Genomic DNA, 21,190 nt, shown 5'->3' on the forward strand with positions numbered 1-21,190 from the left:
CGTGACCCTCGCGGCCTTCTTCCCGGCTGGTCGAATCTTGCGAAACCTCGCAACGACTCATGACAGTCGGCGCAAGAATTCAAGCGAGCATCGCAGCTATAGAGCAAGATTACGAAACTATTTCGCAGGACCCTTGTGGAGCGAGGCACGAGCGTCTTAATGTCACCTCACCCTCTGGCGTCCCCTCCCGAGCGTCTTCAGGTGTTCACCCCCCGAGAGAAACGGACATTCGATGTCACGCAGCATCACAGGAGCTGTATCGAGGTGGTCAGGCAGGACACCGCGAAAGGCCGCGGGGACGGTCGCGGCGGTGACCGCGGCCACCGTCGGTCTCAGCCTCGCGCTCGGCGGCACGGCCCTGGCCGGCAAGGGCGCGGCCGCCGCCGGGACCCCTGTCGTGACGCGCGCCGCCCTCGACTCCTCGCTCGTCGCGGGCAGGGGCGCCAGCGTGGACTTCGCCGAGCAGGAGGCGGAGAACGCCGCGACGAACGGCACGCTCATCGGCCCCGACCGCACGGCGTACACGCTGCCCGCCGAGGCGTCCGGCCGTAAGGCGGTCAAGCTGACGCCGGGACAGTACGTCGAGTTCACGCTGCCGAGCGCGGCGAACGCGATCAACGTGCGCTACAGCATCCCGGACGCGCCGGGCGGCGGCGGCATCACCGCGCCGCTCAACGTCACGGTGAACGGCGGGGCCAAGAAGTCCATGACGCTCACCTCGCAGTACGCGTGGCTGTACAACCAGTATCCGTTCTCGAACGACCCGGGCGCCGGCCTGCTGCACCCCGACTGGTGGATCACCGAGTGCGGCTGCGTGCCCAGCGCCACGACGCCCGCCCCGGTCATCACCAAGCCCTTCCGCCCGAACCACTTCTACGACGAGCAGCGCCTCCTGCTCGGCAAGACCTACCGCGCGGGTGACAAGGTGCGGCTCACGGTCCCGGCCGGGAGCAACGCCGCGTGGACGGTCATCGACCTGCTCGACTCGCAGGTCGTCGGCGCGCCGCAGGTCAGGCTCGTCGCGGCGAACGTGCTGGCGTTCGGCGCCGACCCGCTCGGCCGGCGCGACTCGGCCGACGCGATCGACAAGGCGATCGCGTTCGCGAAGCGCGGCCACCTGAAGGTCTACATCCCGCCGGGCGTCTACCAGGTGAACCGCCACATCATCGTCGACGACGTGACGATCGAGGGCGCGGGCAGCTGGTACACGATCATCAAGGGCCGCGAGGTCGCCCTCAGCACTCCGGCCCCCGACGGCTCGGTGCACACCGGCGTCGGCTTCTACGGCAAGGACGCGGCGGCCGGCGGCAGCAGGAACGTCCACCTGTCCGGCTTCACGATCGAGGGCGACGTCCGCGAGCGCATCGACACCGACCAGGTGAACGGCGTCGGCGGGGCGATGAGCGACTCGACCATCGACGGCCTCTACATCCGCCACACCAAGGTGGGCCTGTGGTTCGACGGCCCGATGACGAGGCTGCGGGTCACGAACAACGTCATCGTCGACCAGATCGCCGACGGTCTCAACTTCCACACCGGCGTCACGAACTCGGTCGTGTCCAACAACTTCGTCCGCAACTCGGGTGACGACGGTCTCGCCATGTGGTCGGAGAAGACCGCGGACGCCGGCAACACCTTCGACCACAACACCGTGCAGACGCCGGTCCTCGCCAACGGCATCGCCATCTACGGCGGAACCGACAACACGGTCTCCAACAACCTCGTCGCCGACCCGATCCGCGAGGGCAGCGCCATCCACGTCGGGTCCCGCTTCGGCGCCGAGGCGTTCGCCGGGCACCTGTGGATCACGGACAACACCACGGTACGGGCCGGCACGTACGAGCTGAACTGGAACATCGGCCTCGGGGCCATCTGGTTCTTCGCGCTGGAGAAGAACATCGACGCCGACATCCAGGTGGTCGGCGACAACTTCCTCGACAACACCTACAACGCGATGATGCTGGTCAGCGACTGGCCGGTGAAGGACCTGTACTCGATCACGAACGTCCACTTCAAGGACATCAAGGTCGACGGCACGGGCACCTCGGTCGTCAGCGCCCGCGTGAAGGGGTCCGCGTCCTTCCAGAACGTGGACGCCCGCAACGTCGGCGCGGTCGGCGTCAACAACTGCGGGTCGTTCAACTTCCCGCCCACGGGCTCGGAGTTCTCGCTGACCGACCTCGGCGGCAACGACGGGGGCGGCACCACCGGCCCCTGGCTCGCCCCGTGGGAGCTGCCGAACACCATCACCTGCGACGACCGCCCGCCGGTCGTCGCGCCCCCGGCGCCGTCCCAGTGGTGACACACGCAAAGGACGCGTTCTAGCACCCGCCGGCCCGGCCGGTCGGCCGCCCTGGACCCACGGGCGGGCGACCGGCCGGTCCGTCGTCCCAGGCCGTCAGGCGCGCTCCAGCAGCCAGCGGGCTGCACGCTGGAGCAACGTGCGGTGCGCGGGGCTCTCGTACGACCGCGCGTCGTGGCCGAGCGCGTCGTACACCAGCCGTCCCCGCCCCGCCGTGCGCGCCCACAGCAGCGGCTGCCCGAGCGAGGACGCCAGGGGCCGCACGCCGGCGCGCACGTCGAGGTCGCTGTAGACCTCGTCGACCAGCTCGAAGTCGTCCAGGCCGTCCACGATCGGATGGCCGCCGTGGACCTTGACCCGCGCCGGGCCGAGCGGTGGATGGTGGGAGACGCCCCAGGTCCACGACGCTCCCAGCATTCGCCGCCACGCGGGCCAGTCGTCGAAGCAGATCGCCGCCGCGTGCAACGCCAGAACCCCGCCTCCCCTGTCGAGGTGGCGGAGCAGCGCCGCCCGCGCCTCGGGCGGCAGCTCGAAGGACGACCCGCCCTCCTCCACCGACCATCCTCCGTCGCCGCAGCAGCGCAGCGCGTTGACGGTGATGAGCGAGAAGTCGCGGCCGCCGCCCAGCGCTCCCGCGATGTCCTCGGTGATCTCGGACTCGACGCCCACCTCGGAGAGCACGCCCGCGAGGGCCCCGGAGGTCACGGGGAAGTCGTGCGCCACGCCCCCGGAGAGGATCAGGTTCGTCGCCACGGGGACAGCTCATCACGAAGGCGCCACGCCCGCCAACCTGATACGCTCACCAAGCGAGCGCTTGGTTCACGCACGGGCACGACGACAGGGCATGTGGAGACGACCGCCAGGGGTACCGCCGATGAAGTTCTCGACCTTCCACCTCTTCCACCGGTTCGACGGCCAGAGCTTCAAGGACGTCTACGACTACCACCTGAGGCTGGTGGAGCTCGCCGAGGAGCTGGGCTTCCACGGGGTGCGACTGGCCGAGCACCACTTCCGCGACTACGGGGTGGTGCCGAACCTGTTCACGATGCTCGCGCACCTCGCCGCGCGCACCACCCGCCTGCGCCTCGGCACCGGCATCGTGGTGCTTCCCCTGCACAACCCCGTCCACGTCGCGGAGGAGGCGGCGCAGGTGGACGTCCTGTCCGGCGGCAGGCTCGACCTCGGCATCGGGCGCGGCTACCAGAGCTTCGAGTTCGAGGGGTTCGGGGTCGACCTGGCCGAGGCCCGCGACCGGTTCAACGAGTCGCTGGAGATGATCCTCGGCCTGTGGGGCAACGAGACCTACCAGCACGTGGGCAAGTTCTACAGGACCGGCGCCGAGGTGTCGCTGGTGCCGCGGCCGGCGCAGCTGCCGCACCCGCCCGTCCACGTGGCGGCCGTGTCGCCCGAGACGGTGACCATGTACGCCGAGCGCGGCCTTCCGATCCTCGCCGACCCCGCGGCGCCGTTCCACAAGATCGCCAAGGCGGCGGAGACGTGGCGGGCGACCGCGCGGGGGGCCGGGCACGACGTCGAGGCGGCCGAGCTGGTCGTGGCGCGCAGCGTGTACGTCGCGCCGACCGCCGAGCGGGCCCGCGAGGACCAGGCGAGGTTCGAGAAGATGTTCGACCGCGCCCGCATCTTCAACGAGAAGAGCGCGCCCATCGACGCCCGCACCGGCAAGGCGGCCCAGGGGTTCGAGTACTACCAGGACCGCTACCTCAAGGGCGGCTCGGTCAGCAACGAGTTCCGGTGGGAGCAGTTGGAGGTGATCGGCGACCCCGAGCGGGTGATCGGCCAGATCCGGATGCTTCAGGACTTCGGCTTCAGCGACCTCATGTGCGACTTCGGCAGCACGAGGCCGATTCCCATCGACGAGATGGAGAGCGTGATGCGGTTCTTCGCCGCCGAGGTCATGCCCGCGTTCCAGGATTGACCCCCGCCCAGGAGGCGCGATGAGCACCGTCCCCCACCCGGTCCCTCTCCCTGTCCCCCATCCCGTCCCTCTCCCCGGCCCCCGCCCCGTCCCCCACCCCGTCCCCGCGGACGTCCACCGGCTGACCCTGGCCGACGTCCTCGCCGAGCACGCCCGCAGCCGCCCTCACGTGACCGCGGTGGTCGACGGCGACGTGCGCCTTCGGTACCCGCGGCTCGCCGAGCGCGTGGAACGGCTGGCCGGCGCGCTCGCCGCCGAGGGTGTGGGCGCGGGAGACCGGGTGCTCTGGCTCGGCCGGAACTCCTGCCGCGTCCTCGAACTCCTGCTCGCGGCGGGCCGGCTCGGAGCGGTCTTCTGCCCGGCCAACTGGCGGCAGTCGCCCGACGAGCTGGCCTTCGTGCTCGCCGACCTCACCCCGAAGGTCGTCGTCTGGGAGCGGTCCGAGGCGATCGAGTCCGTACGATCCGGGGCGGCCGAGTCCGTACGGTCCGGGGCGGCGAGGTGGCTGCTCTCGGGGGAGGAGTACGAGCGCTTCCTGGCGGGCGGCGACCCCGGCGCCACGGGGGAAGGCCCGTCCGGCGACGCGGCCCCGGTCCTCGCGCTCTACACCGCCGCGTTCGACGGCCGGCCGAACGCGGCCCTGCTCAGCCATGCCGCGCTCGTCGCGCACGCGGCGTCCCTGCTGCACGTGCGCCAGATGGAGCCCGGCTTCACCTTCCTCAACAGCGGGCCGCTGTTCCACGTGGGCACGATGATGTTCTGCCTGGCCACCCTGCTGGCCGGCGGCACGAACGTCTTCACCCCCGCCTTCGACGCCGAGGAGGTGTGCCGGCTCGTCGACGCCGAGGCGTGTACGCAGGCGTTCCTGTTCGGCCAGATGATCGACGCCGTGGTGGCGGCCAACGCCGGGGGCAAGTACGACCTCCGGTCCCTCTCCTTCGTCTCGCACTCGCCGGAGTGGGACGCCATGATCACGGTGTCAGACACCCCGTGGTGCCGGTCCAAGATGGGCGGGTACGGCCAGACCGAGGTCGGCGGGATGCTGACGTTCCTCGGCCTCGCCCCGGGAGCGGCCGGGTTCGCCGGCCGTCCCTCACCGCTGGTCCAGGTGCGCCTGCTCGGCGAGTCCGGCGAGGAGGTGCCGCCCGGCGAGGTCGGGGAGATCTGCGCGCGCGGCAAGTCAATCTTCTCCGGGTACTTCAACCGGCCCGAGCTGAACGAGAGGAAGTTCAGGGGAGGCTGGCACCACACCGGCGACCTCGGCCGCAGGGAGCCCGACGGCACGCTGACCTTCGTCGGGCCGAAGCTCCGCATGATCAAGTCGGGCAACGAGAACATCTACCCCGCCGAGGTCGAGCGCGCCCTCAAGTCGCACCCCGCGGTCGCCGACGCCGCCGTCATCGGCGTCCCCGACGACCGGTGGAGGCAGGCGGTGAAGGCCGTCGTCGTGCTCAGGCCGGACGCCCGGGCGGACGCCGAGGCCCTCACCGAGCACGTTCGCGGCCTGCTCGCCTCGTACAAGAAGCCGAGCCGCGTCGAGTTCGCCGAGTCCATTCCGAAGAAGGGCTTCACCCCCGACTACGACGCCCTGGACGCGCGCTACGGCGGCGGCGCCTACCCCGGCGCCTGACCCGGCGACCGGCCCCGCGACCCGAGTGGACCCGCCTCAGAGGACCGCCAGCGGGTTGATCGGGCTCCCCGTACCTCCCTCGATCTTCAGCGGGGCCGCGATGAACACGAAGTGCCGCCTCGTAGCGGTGGACCCGGCATCCGCGAGGGCGTCCGCCAGGTCTTCGAGCCAGAGCATCTCGGCCAGGTGGATGCCGTGCCGCCACAGGAAGATCATGTGCAGGTCGTCGTCCAGCCCCTCGTCGGCGAGCTGGCGGGCGTTGAGGCCGCCGATCGCGGCGTTGTCCGAGGCCACCAGCGCGACGTCGCGGGACGCGAGCCACCGCCCGCCGTCCCCCGCCAGGCCCGGCTGCCCCGACCAGTACTCCTCGCGCGACCTCTCCCACACCAGCGGCCATCCGGTGCGCAGGACGGCGACGTCGCCGGGCCGTACATCGGGGGCCATCTCCTCCAGCAGGTCGCCCGTCACGCGGAAGCCGACGGGCAGGTGGTCGAGGCCAAGGTGGCGGGGCACGTCGAAGAGCACCCCGCGCGCGACCACGCCCCCCACGGTCTCGATGCCGCAGCGCGCGGCGCCGTACGACCTGACGCGCGCGGCGGGATGCCCGTTGTACAGCGCCTCCCCCGACCACATGTGGCACAGGGCGTCCATGTGCGTCGTGGTGCCGTGGTGGGTGACGATCAGCGCGTCGTCGGCCATCCGCAGCCCGGCGCCGATCGCCCTGGCCCCGGCCGCGTAGTCGCCGCCGTCGACCGACATGAAATGCTGTGGCAGCGGCCGTCCCCTGAGATGGGGCACGGTCGCCGGCGCGGGCGAGGAGGTGGCGCCCCTGATGGGCATCGACAGGCTGATCACCTGGCCGGTGGACGCGGTGGCGAGCGCTTCGAGCACGGCGGCGGGGGTCAGAAAGTTGAGGGTGCCCCGCTGATCGTCTGGGCCGAAACGCCCCCAGTTGTTAGGCTCGGTAGCCAAGCAAGCGCTTCCTTTCTGATGGAGGTCCGGAATGACCGCTCACGGCGACTGCGACCCCCGCTTCGCCCGGGTGCGCGAGGTCTTCGAAGGCCACTTCGCCAAGGGCGAGGAGCTGGGCGCGGCCTTCGCCGTCCACCTCGACGGCGAGCCCGTCGTGGACCTGTGGGACGGCGTGGCCGACCGGCACACGGGACGGCCGTGGGAGCGTGACACCCCCGCGCTGGCCTGGTCGTGTACCAAGGCGGTCACCGCCACCGCGCTCCACGTCCTCGCCGAGCGCGGGCTGGTCGACGTACGAGGACCGGTCGCCGAGGTGTGGCCCGAGTTCGCCGCGAACGGCAAGGAGAAGGTCACCGTCGAGCACCTTCTCACCCACCAGTCGGGACTCCCGGTGATCGAGCGGGAGGTCCCGGTCGAGGAGTTCGAGGACCAGCCCGCGATCGCCGACCGGCTCGCGGGCCAGGCCCCGATCTGGGAGCCGGGCACCGCGCATGGTTACCACGCCCTGACCTACGGATTCCTGGTCGGCGAGGTGATCCGCCGCGTCTCCGGCAAGAGCGTGGGCCGGTTCGTCGCCGACGAGATCGCCGGGCCGCGCGGGCTCGACCTCTGGGTGGGGGCCCCCGACGACGTCGCCGCCCGCGCCGCCCGCCTGTCCGGCACGCGAACCGGCGGCGAGGCGGCCGAGGGCGCGACGGGCACGCGCACCCCGGCCGAACTGCCAGGAACGGGCCCCGGCGACCCGCTGTACGAGATCGCGAAGGCCTCGCTCGACAAGGACAGCCTGATGAACCGGGCCATGGGCAACCCGAGCCCCGGCAAGCTGAAGGGCGGCGCCAACCACCCGGTGATCCTGCGGGCGGGCTGGCCGGCGATGGGCGTCGTCACGACGGCGCGCGGGCTCGCCGGGTTCTACCGCGACCTGGTGGCGGGCGACATCATCAAGCCCGAGACCCTCGACGACGCCGTACGGCAGAGGGTGGGCGGGCCCGACCGGGTGATGTTCGTCGACAGCGCCTTCGGCCTCGGCTACATGCGTCCCTCGCTGACCTTCCTCACCCCGCCCAAGGGCGCCGAGACGGCCTTCGGCCACAACGGGCTCGGCGGGTTCCTCGGGCTCGGGGACGTGCGTCACGGGCTCGCGATGGGCTACACCATGAACAAGATGGCGAACAGCGTCAGCGGCAACCTCCGCGCCTACCGCCTGGCCGAGGCCGTCTACGACGCCCTCCCCTGACAGGAAGTCCGGCGGCGGCGGGGCGGCGGCGTTCACTGCATCGTGATTCCGCCGCTGACCGACAGGGTCTGGCCGGTGATGTAGGCCGCCCGCTCGGTGCACAGATACGCGACCAGCCCGGCGACGTCGGCGGGGGCTCCTAGGCGCCGCAGCGGTATGCCCCTGGCGATCTTGTCGACCAGGCCCGGCCTCTCGGCGTCCACCCTGCGGAGCATCGGGGTGTCGGTGGGCCCCGGGCAGACGACGTTGCTCGTCACCGCGCCGCGCGCCGCCTCCCTGGCCAGGGTCTTCGCCAGCCCGAACAGCCCCGCCTTGGTGGCGGCGTAGGCCCCCTCGCCGCCCGACCCGGCCCGCGCCCCGTCGGAGGAGATGAAGATCAGCCTGCCCCACGAGCGGGAGAGCATCCCCGGGAGCAGCAGCCGCGTGAGCAGCATGGGCGCCCGCAGGTTGACCGCCCACATCAGCTCCCACCCGGCCGGATCGCTGATCACGAACGGCTCCACGATGGACACCCCGGCGTTGTGCACGACGATGTCCACCGGCCCGACGCCCTCGCAGAACTCGCCGATGTCCTCGGGGTCGGACAGGTCGACCCTCATGGCGACCGCGAGGGCCGGCAGTCCTCGGGCGACCTCACGGGCGGCGGCCTCGTCCAGGTCGGCCACCACCACCCGGGCTCCGAGCGAGGCCAGGTCGGCGCAGATGGCCGATCCGATGGCGCCCGCTCCCCCCGTCACCACGGCGGTACGCCCGTCCAGGCACATGCCCTCCATCACCCGGCGAATCCTATCTACCTAGCACTTGCTTGGCCAGCAGATGGCGGCCCGGCCCAGACCGATGCGAGATCGATCGGCACGATATTTCCCCTTTGACCGAGCATTTGCTTGGTTTGGCGAAATACAGGCTAATACCTTGACATATGCTGAATCGGCATACCTTCCGTAATCGAATCGTCACACTGATGATCTACCAATGCCGTGACAATCGGCGTATCGGGTGAGACCTTCGTCTGGGGATACGGGAGCATCATCACCTCCGAGGGGAAAACGATGAACGCCTGGTCCGTTCCGGGATACCGGGAAGAACGTGTGCTCGGCTCCGGAGGGAGCGGCCGGGTCGTCCTCGCGACCTACAGCGGCACCGGCGCCCACGTGGCGATCAAGTACCTCAGCGACGAGCTCAGGGCCGACCCCCACTTCCTCGCCGCGTTCCGCGAAGAGGCCCGCACGATGGTCGAGATCGGCGACCCGAACGTCGTTCGCTTCTACGAGTACGTCGAGAGCCCCCTCGGCGCGGCCATCGTCATGGAGCTCGTCGACGGGGTCTCGCTCCGCAAGATCCTCCACGAGAACGGCTCCACCAGCCCCGAGGCCGCGCTGGTCGTGCTGAAGGGCTCGCTCCTCGGCCTGTCGGCCGCGCACACGAATGGCATCGTCCACCGCGACTACAAGCCCGAGAACGTCCTGGTCCAGGCCGATGGGTTCAGCAAGCTCGCGGACTTCGGCATCGCGACCCCCGCCGGCCGGCCGGGCGTGCCCTCGGGCACGCCGCCCTACATGGCGCCCGAGCAGTGGAACGGCGCCCCCGCGAGCCCCGAGACCGACGTTTACGCCGCCACCTGCGTCTTCTTCGAGTGCCTGACCGGGCACAGGCCGTACCGCGCCGACCACGTGGCGGCCCTCAGGCACCAGCACCAGACCGCGCCGATCCCCGTGGAGGACGTGCCCGGCTCGGTGCGCTCCCTGGTGGCCCGCGGCCTCGCGAAGAACCCCGCCGACCGTCCCGCGACGGCGAGGGCCTTCATCGGCGAGCTGGAGATCGCGGCGATCGCGGCCTACGGGCCCGAGTGGGAGGAGCGAGGCCGTCGCCACCTGGCCGAGCTGGCGGCCCTGCTCGCGCTGTTCTTCCCCCTGGCGGAGCCGGCGCCGCAGGCGAGCACCAGCCTGGCTCAGACCGTGCTGCGCAGGCCGCTGCGCCAGACCTCCCGCGTGCTGATCGGGAGCGGCATCGTGGTGGCCGGCGTGGTGATCGCCGTGCTCGCCGCCAACCGCCACTCCACCGTGCGCGACGTCGCCCTGACGACCTCCCCCAAGCCGACGGTGCAGGCGGGACTCGGTGACCCCACCGGCGACCCGGCGAAGCCGCTGACGAAGAGGCCGGCGACGGCGAGCCCCGGTCCGTCGGTCTCCGTGACGCCGAAGTCGTCCCAGGTCGTCCCCGTGACGCCGGCGACCCCGCAGGGCAGCCCCCCGGCGAGCTCCGGGCCCGGCTCCGATCCCACGACCACGCCGACGCCCACGCCGACCCCCTCCCCCACGCCGACGCCCACTCCCACGCCCACCGCGCTCTCGGTGAGCGATCTGACGGTCGTCGCGTTCGACGGGAAGACGGCCACGGTGCGGGTACGGACCTCGGCCCCGCGCGACGTCACCCTCACCGCGCGGTTCGCCCAGGGGGCCTCCCCCTCCAAGCTCATCGCGGGCGCCCCGAAGACCCTGGTCCTCACGGGCTCCACCTCCTACACCCGGCCGATCGACGCGGGGTTCGCACCGCCCGCCTGCGGCCAGACCGTCTACCGGCAGGTCACCGTGTCGACCACGCCCGCGGCGGCGGACGGGTCCGGCGAGAGCAAGGTCGTCACGGTGAAGGGCGACCCGTGCCCGCCGCCCTCGGTCGGCGAGGTGTCCGTCGACTGGAACGGCCGCACCGCCGAGGTCGGCGTACGGGCCGGCGGGCCGGGGCCGGTGCGCGTGACCGCGGAGTTCACCCGCAGGGACGGCGAGGGCTCCGCCAAGGTGGTGGACCGCGCGAGCCGCACCCTCACGGGCGACACCTCCTACAAGCTCTCGCTGCGCGGCGCCCTCGGCGAGGTCCCGTGCGGCACGACCGCCTCCTTCGGGGCGAGGGTGACCACGGAGCCCGCCGCGGCCAACGGGACCCAGTTCAAGGAGGTCCGGGTCTCCGGGCCCAGGTGCGCGCCGCCGACGGTCTCGATCACCTCCTGGGACGGCGGCACGCTCACGGTCCGGGTCAAGAACGCGACGGCCGACCCGGTGAAGCTCTCGGCCTCCTTCGAGCAGGCCCTGACCGTGGGCGAGCGCACCGTGACCCGCACGGCCTCCCGGCAGGCCACGCTGTCGGGGGACACGGCCTACGACCGGGTCTACACGGTGCGGTTCGCGACTCCCGCGTGCGGTTACAGCGACGTCAGGCGGGTCACGGTGAACGTCGGTTCCGCGCTCGGCACGGCGAGCGACAGCGCGAGGTCGGCCCACAAGGGCGACCCCTGCGCCGAGCCGACCAGGGAGCCGACCAGGGAACCGACCAAGGAGCCCACCCAGGAGCCGACCAGGGAACCCACGAGGGAGCCCACCCAGGAGCCGTCGCCGGACCCGTCCGGCGACCAGGGCGACGGCCCCATCCTCACCTGACCGGCGGTCACGCGCCTCCCTGGCCTCGCCCGGCCGGGAGGCGCCCCGCCCCTGGACCACCACTGGACCACCGCCGGCGTCGGCCCCTTGTCAGTCAACCAAGCGTGCGCTAGCTTGGCTTGCGATGACCGGTGACGCCTCGCCCTACTGGGACGCCTGCCGCCGCCACGAGCTGGTGGTCCAGGCCTGCGCGGCCTGTGGCGGGCGCGTGCATCCGCCCGCCGCCGAGTGCCCTCACTGCGGGTCGGCCGGCCTCTCCTTCGCGCCCGTCTCCGGTGAGGCCGTCGTGCACACGTTCACGGTCGTGCACCGCAGCTTCGTCCCGGCGTTCCAGGGGCGCGAGCCGTACGTGCTGGCCTGGGTCGACCTCCCCGAGGGCGCGCGCGTGTTCGGGCGGATCGTGGACTGCGCACCCGAGCGGGTGCGCGTCGGCATGCCCGTCCGGCTTACTTTCGATCAAGACGATCTACCCCAGTGGAGGCCAGCGTGAGCACGCACGCCCAGAAGCTCGGCAACGTTCTGATCCCCGTAAGCGACCTGGACAAGGCCGTCACCTTCTACACAGAGGCCCTCGGCCTGACGCTGAAGTTCCGGGACGGCGACCGCTTCGCCGCACTGGACGCGGGAGGCGTCACGATCGCGCTCGCCGCCCCGGCCGAGCAGGTCGCGGGATCCGCCACCGCGCCGTCGTACAAGGTCGGCGACGTCGCCGAGGCCGTGCGCGACCTCACGGCGTCGGGGGCCGAGCTGGTCAGCGGCCCCGAGACCGGCCCACACGAGATCAGGGCCGTGCTGCGCGACCCCTCCGGCAACGTCCTGGTCCTCTATTCGTCTCTCTGACCCGTATTCATCTCTGGATCCGAGCCGCCCACCTCCGAGCACGAGCGTTATCACTTTGTGGAGGCCGTCCCATGGCGCGACCGCATGGCACCCCCTACGGCAACTACGGATACGCCCTGCTCACCGCGAACGCGCAGCGCACCCCGGACAGGGTCGCGCTGACCTACTGCGGTGAACAGAACTTTCACCTACGACCAGCTGAACCGGGTGGTCAACCAGCGCGCCCACGCGCTCCGCGCGTCCGGGATCGGGGCGGGCCTGCGGGTCGCCGTGCTGCTCAACGAGACGCTGAAGGTCGCCGAGGTGTATCTCGCGCAGGCCAAGCTGGGCGCGCTGACCTCGGCGCTCAACCCGTACTGGCCCGTGGAGACGCTGCGGGACGTGGTCGCGCACTCCGAGTGCACGGCGTTCGTGTACGACGCGACGGTGGAGCAGGTGGTCGCGCGGATCCGGCCGGAGCTACCGGGCGTGACCACCTGGATCAAGGTGGGCGGCCCCTCCGGCCATCCCGGCGTGGCCGACCTCGACGCGCTCACCGCAGGCGCCTCCGAGGACGAGCCCGAGCTGGGCGGGTTCTGGGACGACCCGCTCGCGCTCTACTACACCTCCGGGACGACCGGCCTGCCGAAGGCCGTCGTCCACACGCACGCCTCCTCGCTGGCCACGGCGCAGATCTGGCTGGACGTGCCGCGCGACCCCGGGTCGGTCTTCGGCACCGGCGCGATCATCTGGGGCATCGGCTTCCCCGCGATCGTCGGGCCCGCCCTCTACACCGGCATGCGCCTGGTGCTTGAGCAGGACTGGGGCCCGGCCAACTTCCTGCGGGTGGTCCCGAGGGAGCGGGTCACGCACGTCTCGCAGATCCCCTCCTTCTACGCCGCGCTGCTCGGCGCCGACGACCACGCGGGCGCCGACCTGTCGACGCTCCGGGTGATCATGCTGGGTGGCGAGCCGCTGACCCCCGCGCTGCTGGCCCGCATGAAGGAGCGGCTGCCGGACGCGAGCGTCTACAGCTACTACGGCCAGACCGAGGCGCCGTACACCTGCTTCGGCCGGGTGGACGACGGCGGCGCCCCGCTCGGCTCGTCCGGCCGCGCGAGGACGGGCTGCGCCGTACGGGTCACGGGACCGGACGGCGCGCGCGTCGTGGGCCGGGCCGGCGAGATCAACCTCGCGGGCCCGCACCGCATGACCGGCTACGACAAGCTCCCGGAGAGGACCGCCGAGGTGCTGCGCGACGGCTGGTACGTCGGCGGCGACCTCGGGATCATCTCCGAGGACGGCGTCCTGACCGTGCTCGGCCGCCGGGAGGACGCCATCCTCAAGGGCGGTCAGTGGAGCCAGCCCGCCACCGTGGAGGAGGCGGCCGTCGCCGTGGACGAGGTGGCCGAGGCGGGCGCGGTGGGCGTGCCCGCCCACGCCGAGGGCCGGGACGCGGCGCCGCAGAGGATCCTCCTGGCGGTGGTGGCCAGGGCCGGGCACTCCCTGGACGCGGAGAAGCTCGCCGCCACCCTGGCCGAGAGGCTTCCCGAGCACCAGCGGCCCGACCACATCGTGGTCGCGGGCGAGCTGCCGCACTTCCAGGACGCCTCGGGCGGGCCCGGCAAGCTGCTGCGCCGGGAGATCCGCGAACGCTACCAGCACCTCGTGGACCAGGCGTGATCCCTGAGCACGAGGTCAAGGCCCTGCTGCGCGGCGTCGGCGTGGCCGTCCCCCGTGGGGTGACGGCCACCGGTCCGCGGGAGATCGCCGAGGCCGCGCGGGGGCTCGCTCCCCCGCTGGTCCTGAAGGCCCACGGCCCCGGCCTGACGCACAAGTCGGACGCGGGAGCCGTGCGGCTGGGGCTGGGGTCGGCGGCGGAGGCGGCGGGCGCGGCCGGCGAGATGCGCGAGCACCTGGCCGCGCACGGGATCACGCCGGACGGGTTCCTCGTGGAGGAGCAGGCGGCCCCCGGCGTGGAACTGATCGTCGGGCTGGTCCGCGATCCCGGCTTCGGGCCCGTGGTACTCGCCGGGCTCGGCGGGGTGTGGACCGAGGTGCTGCGGGACACCGCCCTGCGGCTCTGCCCGATCGACGAGGCGGGCGCGCGCGAGATGCTGGCGTCGCTGCGGGGCCGTCCCCTGCTCTCCGGCCACCGGGGCGCCCCGGCCGTGGCCATGGACTCCCTTGCCGCACTCCTGGTACGGCTGGGCGGCGCCGGCGGGCTCTGGGAGGATCTCGACCTCGGCGAGTTCGAGCTGAACCCGGTGATCGCCTCCGCGGGCGGGGTGGTGGCCGTGGACGCGCGGTACATCCCTGACGGCCACGGCGGACCGGACGCGCGGCCGGAGGGTCCGGGCGCGCCCGCCGACTTCACCGCGCTCTTCGAGCCGGGGAAGGTCGCGGTGGTCGGCGCGTCCACCACGCGGCCGGGCTTCGGCAACATGTTCCTGGAGTTCTACAAGCTCACGGGCGTCCCCGTCGTCGCGGTTCACCCGCAGGCGGACGAGATCGCCGGCGTGCCCGCCGTGCGGACGGTGGCGGACACGGGCGCCGACTACGCCCTGGTCGCCGTGCCCGCCGCGCGCTGCGCCGAGGTCGTACGGCAGGCGAAGGGCATCCCCTTCGTCCAGGTGATGAGCAGCGGGTTCGGCGAGCTGGGCCGTCCTGACCTGGAGGAGGAGCTCACCGGCGCCGCCCGCGAGGCGGGGACGCGCCTGCTCGGCCCCAACTGCATGGGCGTGTACAGCCCGCGCGGCGGGCAGACGTTCGTCGGCGGGCCGCAGGGACCGCCGGGGAGCGTGGCCGTCATCTCCCAGAGCGGCGGCCTGGCCGGAGAGGTCATCAAGGTCGGCGAGCGTCGCGGGCTGGCGTTCAGCCGGGTCGTGACCGTGGGCAACTCCGCCGACGTCACCCCCGCCGAACTGCTGCGCTGGCTCGCGACCGACCCCGAGACCTCGGCCGCCGGGCTGTACCCGGAGGATCCGCGCGGCGGCCGGGCGCTGTTCGAGGCGCTGATGGCGGTGCGCGGGCGGATGCCGGTGGCGATGCTCGTCGGGGGCCGCAGCGCGCAGGGCCGGCGCGCCGCCGCCTCCCACACCGGGGGCCTCGCCGGGGACGGCCGCGTGTGGCGGGCCGTCGCCGACCAGACCGGGGCGACGCTGGTGAACTGCCAGGACGACCTGATCGGCACGCTGGCCTTCTTCCAGGCCCACGCGGCGCGCGCCGTGCCGGGCGACCCGGAGGTGCTGGTCATCGGGGCGAGCGGCGGGGCGAACGTGCTGGCGGCGGACGTCCTCGACGGGGCGGGGCTCGCGCTCGGCCCGCTCCCTGATCAGGCGCGGGAGGCTCTCACCGCTCTCGGCGCCGGGGTGGGAAGCTCCCTGGCGAACCCCCTGGAGATCCCCGTCGGGCCCCGGGCCCCGGCCGGGCTGGTCAAGGAGGCGATCGGCGCGATCGTGGCGCGGCGGCCGTACCCGGATGTGGTGGCGCACGTGAACGTGCAGAGCTTCTTCACCTACGGCGACGCCGCCGAGCCGCTCTACGCCTACGCGCGGCACCTCGCCGAGGCCCAGGCCCTGCTGCCCGGCACCCGGGTGACGCTCGTGGCCCGCAACGGGGAGTGCGCCCCGCCGGGCGTCGAGGACGAGGTACGGGCCATCGTCTCGGCCGCCGGCGTCCCCGTGTACCGCTCCGTGGAGGCGGCGGCCGTCGCCGTGGCGGCGGGCAAGCGGTTCGCGCGCGCCCGTACCGGCGGCCCGTCCCCGGCCGGCGGCGGGGCGGCCATCGAGACCTGAACCGCCTGCGTCCGGACCGCCGGCGCCGGGCTCCGCACTTCGAACTCCGGAGGAACTTCATGGGGATACTCGACGGGAAGGTCGCCCTCATCACGGGCGGGGCACGGGGCATGGGAACCTCCCACGTCCGCCTGTTCCTCGCGGAGGGGGCCCAGGTGGTCTTCGGCGACGTGCTCGAAGAGGAGGGCAAGGCGCTGGCCGAGGAGACGGGCGCCATCTACGTGCGGCACGACGTGACCCGGCCCGAGGAGTGGGCCCACGCCGTGTCGGTCGCCACCGGCGCCTACGGCAAGCTCGACGTGCTGGTGAACAACGCCGGGATCCTGCGGTTCCGGCGGATCGCCGACATGACCGTGGAGGAGTACGAGCGCGTCCTCGACGTGAATCTGAAGGGCACCTGGCTCGGCGTGAAGTCGGTGATCGAGCCCATGAAGGCCGCCGGGCGGGGGTCGATCGTCAACATCTCGTCGGTCGAGGGGTTCATCGGGGCCGAGGGGATGTCCGCCTACGCGGCCTCGAAGTTCGGTGTGCGCGGGGTGACCAAGTCGGCGGCCCGCGAGCTGGCCAAGTCGAAGATCCGCGTCAACTCCGTACACCCCGGGGCCATCGACACGCCGATGGTCGCGAGCCCGGAGCTGGCCGAGGTGGACGGCGAGGCCTTCGTCAAGGCCATGGTGATCAAACGCTTCGCCAAGCCGGTCGAGGTCTCGCACGTGGTGGCGTTCCTCGCCTCCGACCGGTCCAGCTACTGCACGGGCAGCGAGTTCACGGTCGACGGCGGCCTGCTCACCGGGGCGGGCTACTGACCCTATGGCGGCGGCCTGGCGTTGCCGGACAGTTCGGGCGGCGCTGACGGCGCTGACCGCTCAGACGGCACGGACGGCCCGGATGGCGCACAGGGCTCGAAAGGCTCGGCCGGCCGCAGGACGCACGTGAACCAGATGGTCTTGCCGCCTCCCGCGGGGACGTGCTGGACGCCCCATAAGTCGGTGAGGGCGGTGACGATCCGCAGGCCGCGCCCGTGCTCCAGCTCGGTCCCGGCGGCGCGGACGCGGGGCCATCCTTCGCCCCCGTCGGTGACGGCACCGGTCAGCATGCCCGGACCGGCGCGGAGAGCGAGGTGGATGGGGGGAGCGCCGTGGATGATGGCGTTCCCCAGTAACTCGGTGACGACGACCACCACATCGTCGACGAGGTCGTGAAGATTCCACTCGGTGAGCGCCTCCCGGACCATCGCGCGGCACTTCGCCGTGACGCTCGGGTCGGCGGGCAGCTCCCAGCGGGCCTCACAGGGGCAGGATGGGATGCCGGTCATCACGAATCTCCCTGGCCTTTCGCTCGGGGACGCATCGGCCTCGTGACGGCCCCCCGCAGTGGATCGGCGGGATCTGCGTAACGGGGCGGACCTTTACCTTCAGGCGGGCGGCGTCCGCCTCAACAGGCGCTCGGAAGGGGTGCGTCTGTAGGGCCGGGCGAGGGAGCGTGCGCCCGGACGCCCTGTGGGGACAGAAACCGGCGCTCTGGCCGCCGATTCCTGACAACCCTCCGTAGCCGATTGATTGTTCTGGCTACTCTCGGTGTCGGCAATACGCATCCACGGGGGTCGGAGGGTACGCGATGCCACGTAAGCCACGCAGCCTCAAAGAGGAGATGGACCGCCTTACCGCCGAGCTTCGCGAAAGGGGGTCGACCTGGGCCGAGATCGCCCGGGAGTACCAGCGGCGCTACCGCCTCAACTCGCGGCAGGCCTTCCGGGAGGCCCATCGCTTCACGCAGGACCGCGTCGTGGACGAGTGGAAGGCGCTGTGGCCGTCCGAGCCGTTCAGCGTCCGCAAGCTCGGCTCGTGGGAGGCGTGGCCCGGCCTCACCGGCAACGAGCCTCCGGTCGCCGGGCTCAACCGGCTGGCCCGCATCTACGGATGCCGGGCGTGCGACCTCGTCGACGGCGAGGACCACACAGAGAGCGACCAGAACGCGAATGTCCCCCGCAGGCGGGATGTCCCGCCCGCACCAACCACCGTTAGCCTCACATTTAGCGACATTAAGGGCATTTTGCCCACTCAGCCGCTCCGTGAGCCGATGTCTCCAGGAGAACTGCGTGATCGGGAGTTCCAACAACTCGTCCACGCCTTCACGGATTGGGCAACGCAGATGAATCGACGTGACGTTCTCGCACTGATCGGAGCGGCCGCCACCTCCGCCTACGCCTCGCCGGTCCTCGACCGGCTCGACAGTGACGAGTCGCAGCGCGTGACGATGGCGGCGGCCAGCCCGAACCGGGTCGACGACGCGACGATCGGGCATATCGACGCGGTGCTGCGGCACTGCATGCGCCAGGAGGACGCGCTCGGGCCCCAGGTGACCGTGGCGACCGTGCTCGCCCAGGAGCACCTCGTCGTCTCGCTGCTCTCCGCGGGGGCGCCGGAGCAGATGCGGTCGAAGTTACTCTCGCTGCTCGCCGACATCCGCCGCTGCAACGCGTGGATGCTGTTCAACCTCAACGACTTCAAGGGCGCCGACTACTACTACTCGCAGGCGAGGAACGCGGCGCACCAGGCCGACGACGACGCCATGTGCAGCATGGTCCTCGCCAACTGGAGCCAGCTCGCCACCTGGCGGGGCGATCCACGCCTCGGGGTCGAGCACGCGCTGGGCGCCCTGGCCTGGGGCCAGCGGGCGGGCAGCAAGCTCCTGACCGCCTACGCCTGCGACGTCGGCGCCCGCGCCTACGCCGCCGTGGTGAGGCGCTCGGCCAAGGGCGAGCGCCGCAAGGACCACACGCGCTGCTTCCGGTCGGTGGACCAGGCCCAGCGGGAGCTCCACGGAGCCGACGCCGGCGATCCGGGCGCCCGGCTCGTCCCCTTCTACGGGGAGGGCCAGTACCTCTCGACCAAGACCGGCTGCCTGCTCGACACGGGCGACCCGGCCCAGGCGCTCCAGGTGGCGGCTACCGCGGCGGCCGGCATCGACCCCGCCTTCGTGCGCAACGTCGCCTACATCCGCCTCAAGACGGCACAGGCCCACCTCCACCTGCGCGACATCGAGAAGGCGTGCGAGGAGCTCGGCGAGGCGGCACGCCTGGCCGGGCACAACACCTCCCCGCGCCTGGTCCGCTCGGTCGTGGAGACCCGCGAGAAGCTCGGCCCGTGGCACCGCACCCGCAGCGTGGCGGCCCTGGACGAGCGCCTGCACGCCGCCCGCCTCATCGCCTGAGCGTCCGCGAGCGGAAGGCGCCCGCCAGGCTCAGCACGATCACGCAGAGGATGATGAGGTCCGCGGCCAGCGGGGCGACCCACGGCCGGTAGGTCTCGGAGATCCACTGGGACATCGCGCTGGGCCGCAGGACGCCGGAGGCCCCGGGCAGGTAGATGAGGCCGGTCACCACCCCTCGGGCGACCAGCAGCCCGTCGAGTCGGCAGGCCGGCATGAGGGCCAGCAGGGGGAACAGCAGCGCGTCGTACCAGGGATGCTGCACGGGTGAGGTGAGCAGCCAGCAAAGGCACCACGCCAGCGCGGGGCGTACGGAGGGCAGGTCAGGCGGCCCGGGGGGAAGCCGCCAGCACAGCAGGAGCCCGATGAGGAAGGCGGCGCCGAGGGCGAGCCTTCCCTCCAGGGCCGACGGCTCCATCCCGAGGCCGAGCGCGTCGGTGATCACGCGCCACGGGTCCGCGAGCGAGTGAGAGCCGATCTTGCCGGCCACGTTGCCGAATGCCTCCGGGCCCTGCGTCGCGTACGCCCCGACCAGCGCCGCGAGCACGCCCATGCCCATGCCGGCGAACGTGGTCGCCGACCGGCGGGCCGCCCACGCCAGGCCCGCCCCGGCGAGGATGAACGGCGCCTTGACGGCGGCCGCCGCGCCGAGCAGGGCCCCGGCCACAAGGCCCGCGACCGCTCCGCCCCGCCGCAGCGCCAGGAAGGCCGCGAGCAGCGGGAACACTCCGAGGCCGTCGACGTGGCCGCCCAGCACGACGTGCCACAGCATCAGCGGGTTGAGACTCCACAGCAGGTGGACGCGGACGCGCCTCTCGCGGCCGGGCCCCGCCAGCCGGTCGAGGACGATGGCGGACAGCAGGAAGGCGAGGGCGGTCATCAGCTTGAGCGCCAGCACGGTGCCCGCCATCGAACCGCCGCCGAGCCGCGAGGCCGCCAACTGCGCCCATGTGGCCAGCGGCCCGTACACCGATGGGGCGTGGCGCCACGCGAGAGGGGCCAGCTCGCCGACCGGGTCCCCGATCTCGTGCAGCCACGCCGGGGTGGTCACGTACGGGTCCTGCCCGAGGGCGGCGATGCGACCGTAGACCGCGTAGTTGAGCACGTCCGTCGACCCGGCGGGGGGTACGAGCGCGAGGGCGACGACGGAGGTCACCGTGCCGGCGAGCAGGAGCCCGCGCGCGGGACGCCACCCGCGGCGCAGCCCGTACAGCGCGACGCCGACGCCGAGCCCGCCGGCGATGACGACCGTCCAGCAGAGCTGGATCACCAGCGCGTCCTCGGGGGCGGCCCGGAACGACCAGGGCGGATCGCCGCCGCCGAGCTCGGGCACCGCCGCGGACGGGCCGAGGAGGGCCACGGCCAGCATGACGGCGATCGCGAGGGCGATCAGGACGAGTCCCGCGTGCCCGGCGAGGCGCGCGCGCCGGGGCGGGAGGTGGACTTCCGGCCGCCTCGTCATCGGCGGCAGGGAGACGGGTCGAACCGACGTCGGCACCGGCCAATCCTCCAGGGGGGAGCTACCACGATGGTCACGCCGTCGCGGCGACAAGGCCGCGAGACGGCACACGCGCCGGGCCTGCCGCATGATCGGCTCCTACTGGGATCGCGACCGGATCGCCGACCTCACGGTAAAAGCAGCCGGGTCAACGGCAGCTTGGCGCAGCATTAACGTGTTGCTTACCTTAAGCGAAGATCGCCCGAGATGATGCCTCATTGAGTTGATAGTCCTAGCTCCTGGGAGAAGCGGTAGCATCGTGATCGGCACAGTTCAGTGGGGGGCGGGACGACGCCTTTCCCCGGCGTTTCGCGCGGGCGCGCATATCAGCGTCCGGTTAACTTAGATCAGCGCACGG

At 72.2% G+C, this 21,190-nt stretch carries 16 protein-coding genes and 2 pseudogenes; 12 read left to right on the top strand and 6 right to left on the bottom strand.

Annotation, left to right across the window (positions count from 1 at the left end):
• The first annotated feature begins 310 nt into the window (after positions 1-310).
• Positions 311-2,302, top strand: coding sequence for a glycosyl hydrolase family 28-related protein (locus ACGFIV_RS03305; RefSeq protein ID WP_392831499.1), 1,992 nt, complete (start codon positions 311-313; stop codon positions 2,300-2,302).
• Positions 2,303-2,398: 96 nt separating this feature from the next.
• Here ACGFIV_RS03305 and ACGFIV_RS03310 read toward each other — a convergent pair whose 3' ends face one another.
• Complete coding sequence (locus ACGFIV_RS03310) at positions 2,399-3,055, bottom strand: ThuA domain-containing protein (RefSeq protein ID WP_358549318.1); 657 nt, start codon at positions 3,053-3,055, stop codon at positions 2,399-2,401.
• 121 nt (positions 3,056-3,176) lie between these two features.
• Here ACGFIV_RS03310 and ACGFIV_RS03315 point away from each other — a divergent pair, with 121 nt between their 5' ends.
• Both ACGFIV_RS03315 and ACGFIV_RS03320 read left to right on the top strand, forming a co-directional pair.
• The gene (locus ACGFIV_RS03315) at positions 3,177-4,238 is read left to right on the top strand and encodes an LLM class flavin-dependent oxidoreductase (RefSeq protein WP_358549316.1); all 1,062 of its coding nucleotides are present in this window, start codon (positions 3,177-3,179) and stop codon (positions 4,236-4,238) included.
• Positions 4,239-4,257: 19 nt separating this feature from the next.
• Positions 4,258-5,868, top strand: a complete 1,611-nt coding sequence (locus ACGFIV_RS03320) for an AMP-binding protein (RefSeq protein WP_358549313.1) — start codon at positions 4,258-4,260, stop codon at positions 5,866-5,868.
• A 36-nt stretch (positions 5,869-5,904) separates the two neighbouring features.
• Here ACGFIV_RS03320 and ACGFIV_RS03325 read toward each other — a convergent pair whose 3' ends face one another.
• The gene (locus ACGFIV_RS03325; RefSeq protein ID WP_358549310.1) at positions 5,905-6,840 is read right to left on the bottom strand and encodes a cyclase family protein; all 936 of its coding nucleotides are present in this window, start codon (positions 6,838-6,840) and stop codon (positions 5,905-5,907) included.
• Positions 6,841-6,871: 31 nt separating this feature from the next.
• On the opposite strand from ACGFIV_RS03325, the gene ACGFIV_RS03330 reads away from it, so the two are divergent.
• The gene (locus tag ACGFIV_RS03330) at positions 6,872-8,077 is read left to right on the top strand and encodes a serine hydrolase domain-containing protein (protein ID WP_358549308.1); all 1,206 of its coding nucleotides are present in this window, start codon (positions 6,872-6,874) and stop codon (positions 8,075-8,077) included.
• A 32-nt stretch (positions 8,078-8,109) separates the two neighbouring features.
• Here the strand turns inward: ACGFIV_RS03330 and ACGFIV_RS03335 are convergent, their stop codons facing one another.
• Positions 8,110-8,850 (bottom strand): SDR family NAD(P)-dependent oxidoreductase, encoded by a 741-nt coding sequence (locus ACGFIV_RS03335; protein ID WP_358549338.1) that lies wholly within the window; start codon positions 8,848-8,850, stop codon positions 8,110-8,112.
• A 276-nt stretch (positions 8,851-9,126) separates the two neighbouring features.
• On the opposite strand from ACGFIV_RS03335, the pseudogene ACGFIV_RS03340 reads away from it, so the two are divergent.
• Positions 9,127-9,858: pseudogene (locus tag ACGFIV_RS03340) on the top strand (serine/threonine-protein kinase); the annotation flags it as partial.
• Between the two features lie 1,415 nt (positions 9,859-11,273).
• On the opposite strand, the gene ACGFIV_RS03345 reads toward ACGFIV_RS03340, so the two are convergent.
• Positions 11,274-11,438, bottom strand: a complete 165-nt coding sequence (locus ACGFIV_RS03345; RefSeq protein ID WP_392831611.1) for a hypothetical protein — start codon at positions 11,436-11,438, stop codon at positions 11,274-11,276.
• Here ACGFIV_RS03345 and ACGFIV_RS03350 point away from each other — a divergent pair.
• The 6 genes and pseudogenes from ACGFIV_RS03350 to ACGFIV_RS03375 all read left to right on the top strand — a co-directional run.
• Positions 11,374-11,508, top strand: a pseudogene (locus ACGFIV_RS03350) (PT domain-containing protein); the annotation flags it as partial. The gene ACGFIV_RS03345 and the pseudogene ACGFIV_RS03350 overlap by 65 nt on opposite strands.
• Positions 11,509-11,632: 124 nt before the next feature.
• Positions 11,633-11,998 (top strand): Zn-ribbon domain-containing OB-fold protein, encoded by a 366-nt coding sequence (locus ACGFIV_RS03355; RefSeq protein WP_358549305.1) that lies wholly within the window; start codon positions 11,633-11,635, stop codon positions 11,996-11,998.
• On the top strand, positions 11,995-12,348 hold the full coding sequence (locus ACGFIV_RS03360) for a VOC family protein (protein ID WP_392831506.1): 354 nt from the start codon (positions 11,995-11,997) through the stop codon (positions 12,346-12,348). Before ACGFIV_RS03355 ends, ACGFIV_RS03360 begins: the two co-directional genes overlap by 4 nt.
• Before the next feature lie 171 nt (positions 12,349-12,519).
• Entirely contained in the window at positions 12,520-14,010 is a 1,491-nt protein-coding gene (locus ACGFIV_RS03365) for a class I adenylate-forming enzyme family protein (RefSeq protein WP_392831509.1), read from the top strand.
• Positions 14,007-16,124: an acetate--CoA ligase family protein gene (locus ACGFIV_RS03370; RefSeq protein WP_392831513.1), complete on the top strand. Its 2,118-nt coding sequence runs from the start codon at positions 14,007-14,009 to the stop codon at positions 16,122-16,124. The genes ACGFIV_RS03365 and ACGFIV_RS03370 overlap by 4 nt, the downstream gene beginning before the upstream one ends.
• 59 nt (positions 16,125-16,183) lie before the next feature.
• Positions 16,184-16,930 carry a glucose 1-dehydrogenase gene (locus ACGFIV_RS03375; protein ID WP_358549294.1) on the top strand — a complete coding sequence of 249 codons (747 nt, stop codon included), beginning with the start codon at positions 16,184-16,186 and terminating at the stop codon, positions 16,928-16,930.
• 2 nt (positions 16,931-16,932) lie between these two features.
• Here the strand turns inward: ACGFIV_RS03375 and ACGFIV_RS03380 are convergent, their stop codons facing one another.
• Positions 16,933-17,439, bottom strand: coding sequence for an ATP-binding protein (locus ACGFIV_RS03380; protein WP_392831517.1), 507 nt, complete (start codon positions 17,437-17,439; stop codon positions 16,933-16,935).
• A gap of 335 nt (positions 17,440-17,774) precedes the next feature.
• Here ACGFIV_RS03380 and ACGFIV_RS03385 point away from each other — a divergent pair, with 335 nt between their 5' ends.
• Entirely contained in the window at positions 17,775-19,337 is a 1,563-nt protein-coding gene (locus tag ACGFIV_RS03385) for a hypothetical protein (protein WP_358549288.1), read from the top strand.
• Here ACGFIV_RS03385 and mptB read toward each other — a convergent pair.
• Positions 19,327-20,796: a polyprenol phosphomannose-dependent alpha 1,6 mannosyltransferase MptB gene (mptB, locus tag ACGFIV_RS03390; protein ID WP_358549285.1), complete on the bottom strand. Its 1,470-nt coding sequence runs from the start codon at positions 20,794-20,796 to the stop codon at positions 19,327-19,329. The genes ACGFIV_RS03385 and mptB overlap by 11 nt on opposite strands.
• Positions 20,797-21,190: the final 394 nt, after the last annotated feature.

It is taken from the genome of Sphaerisporangium sp. NPDC049003, assembly GCF_043197795.1.
In the GTDB taxonomy this organism is placed as follows: domain Bacteria; phylum Actinomycetota; class Actinomycetes; order Streptosporangiales; family Streptosporangiaceae; genus Sphaerisporangium.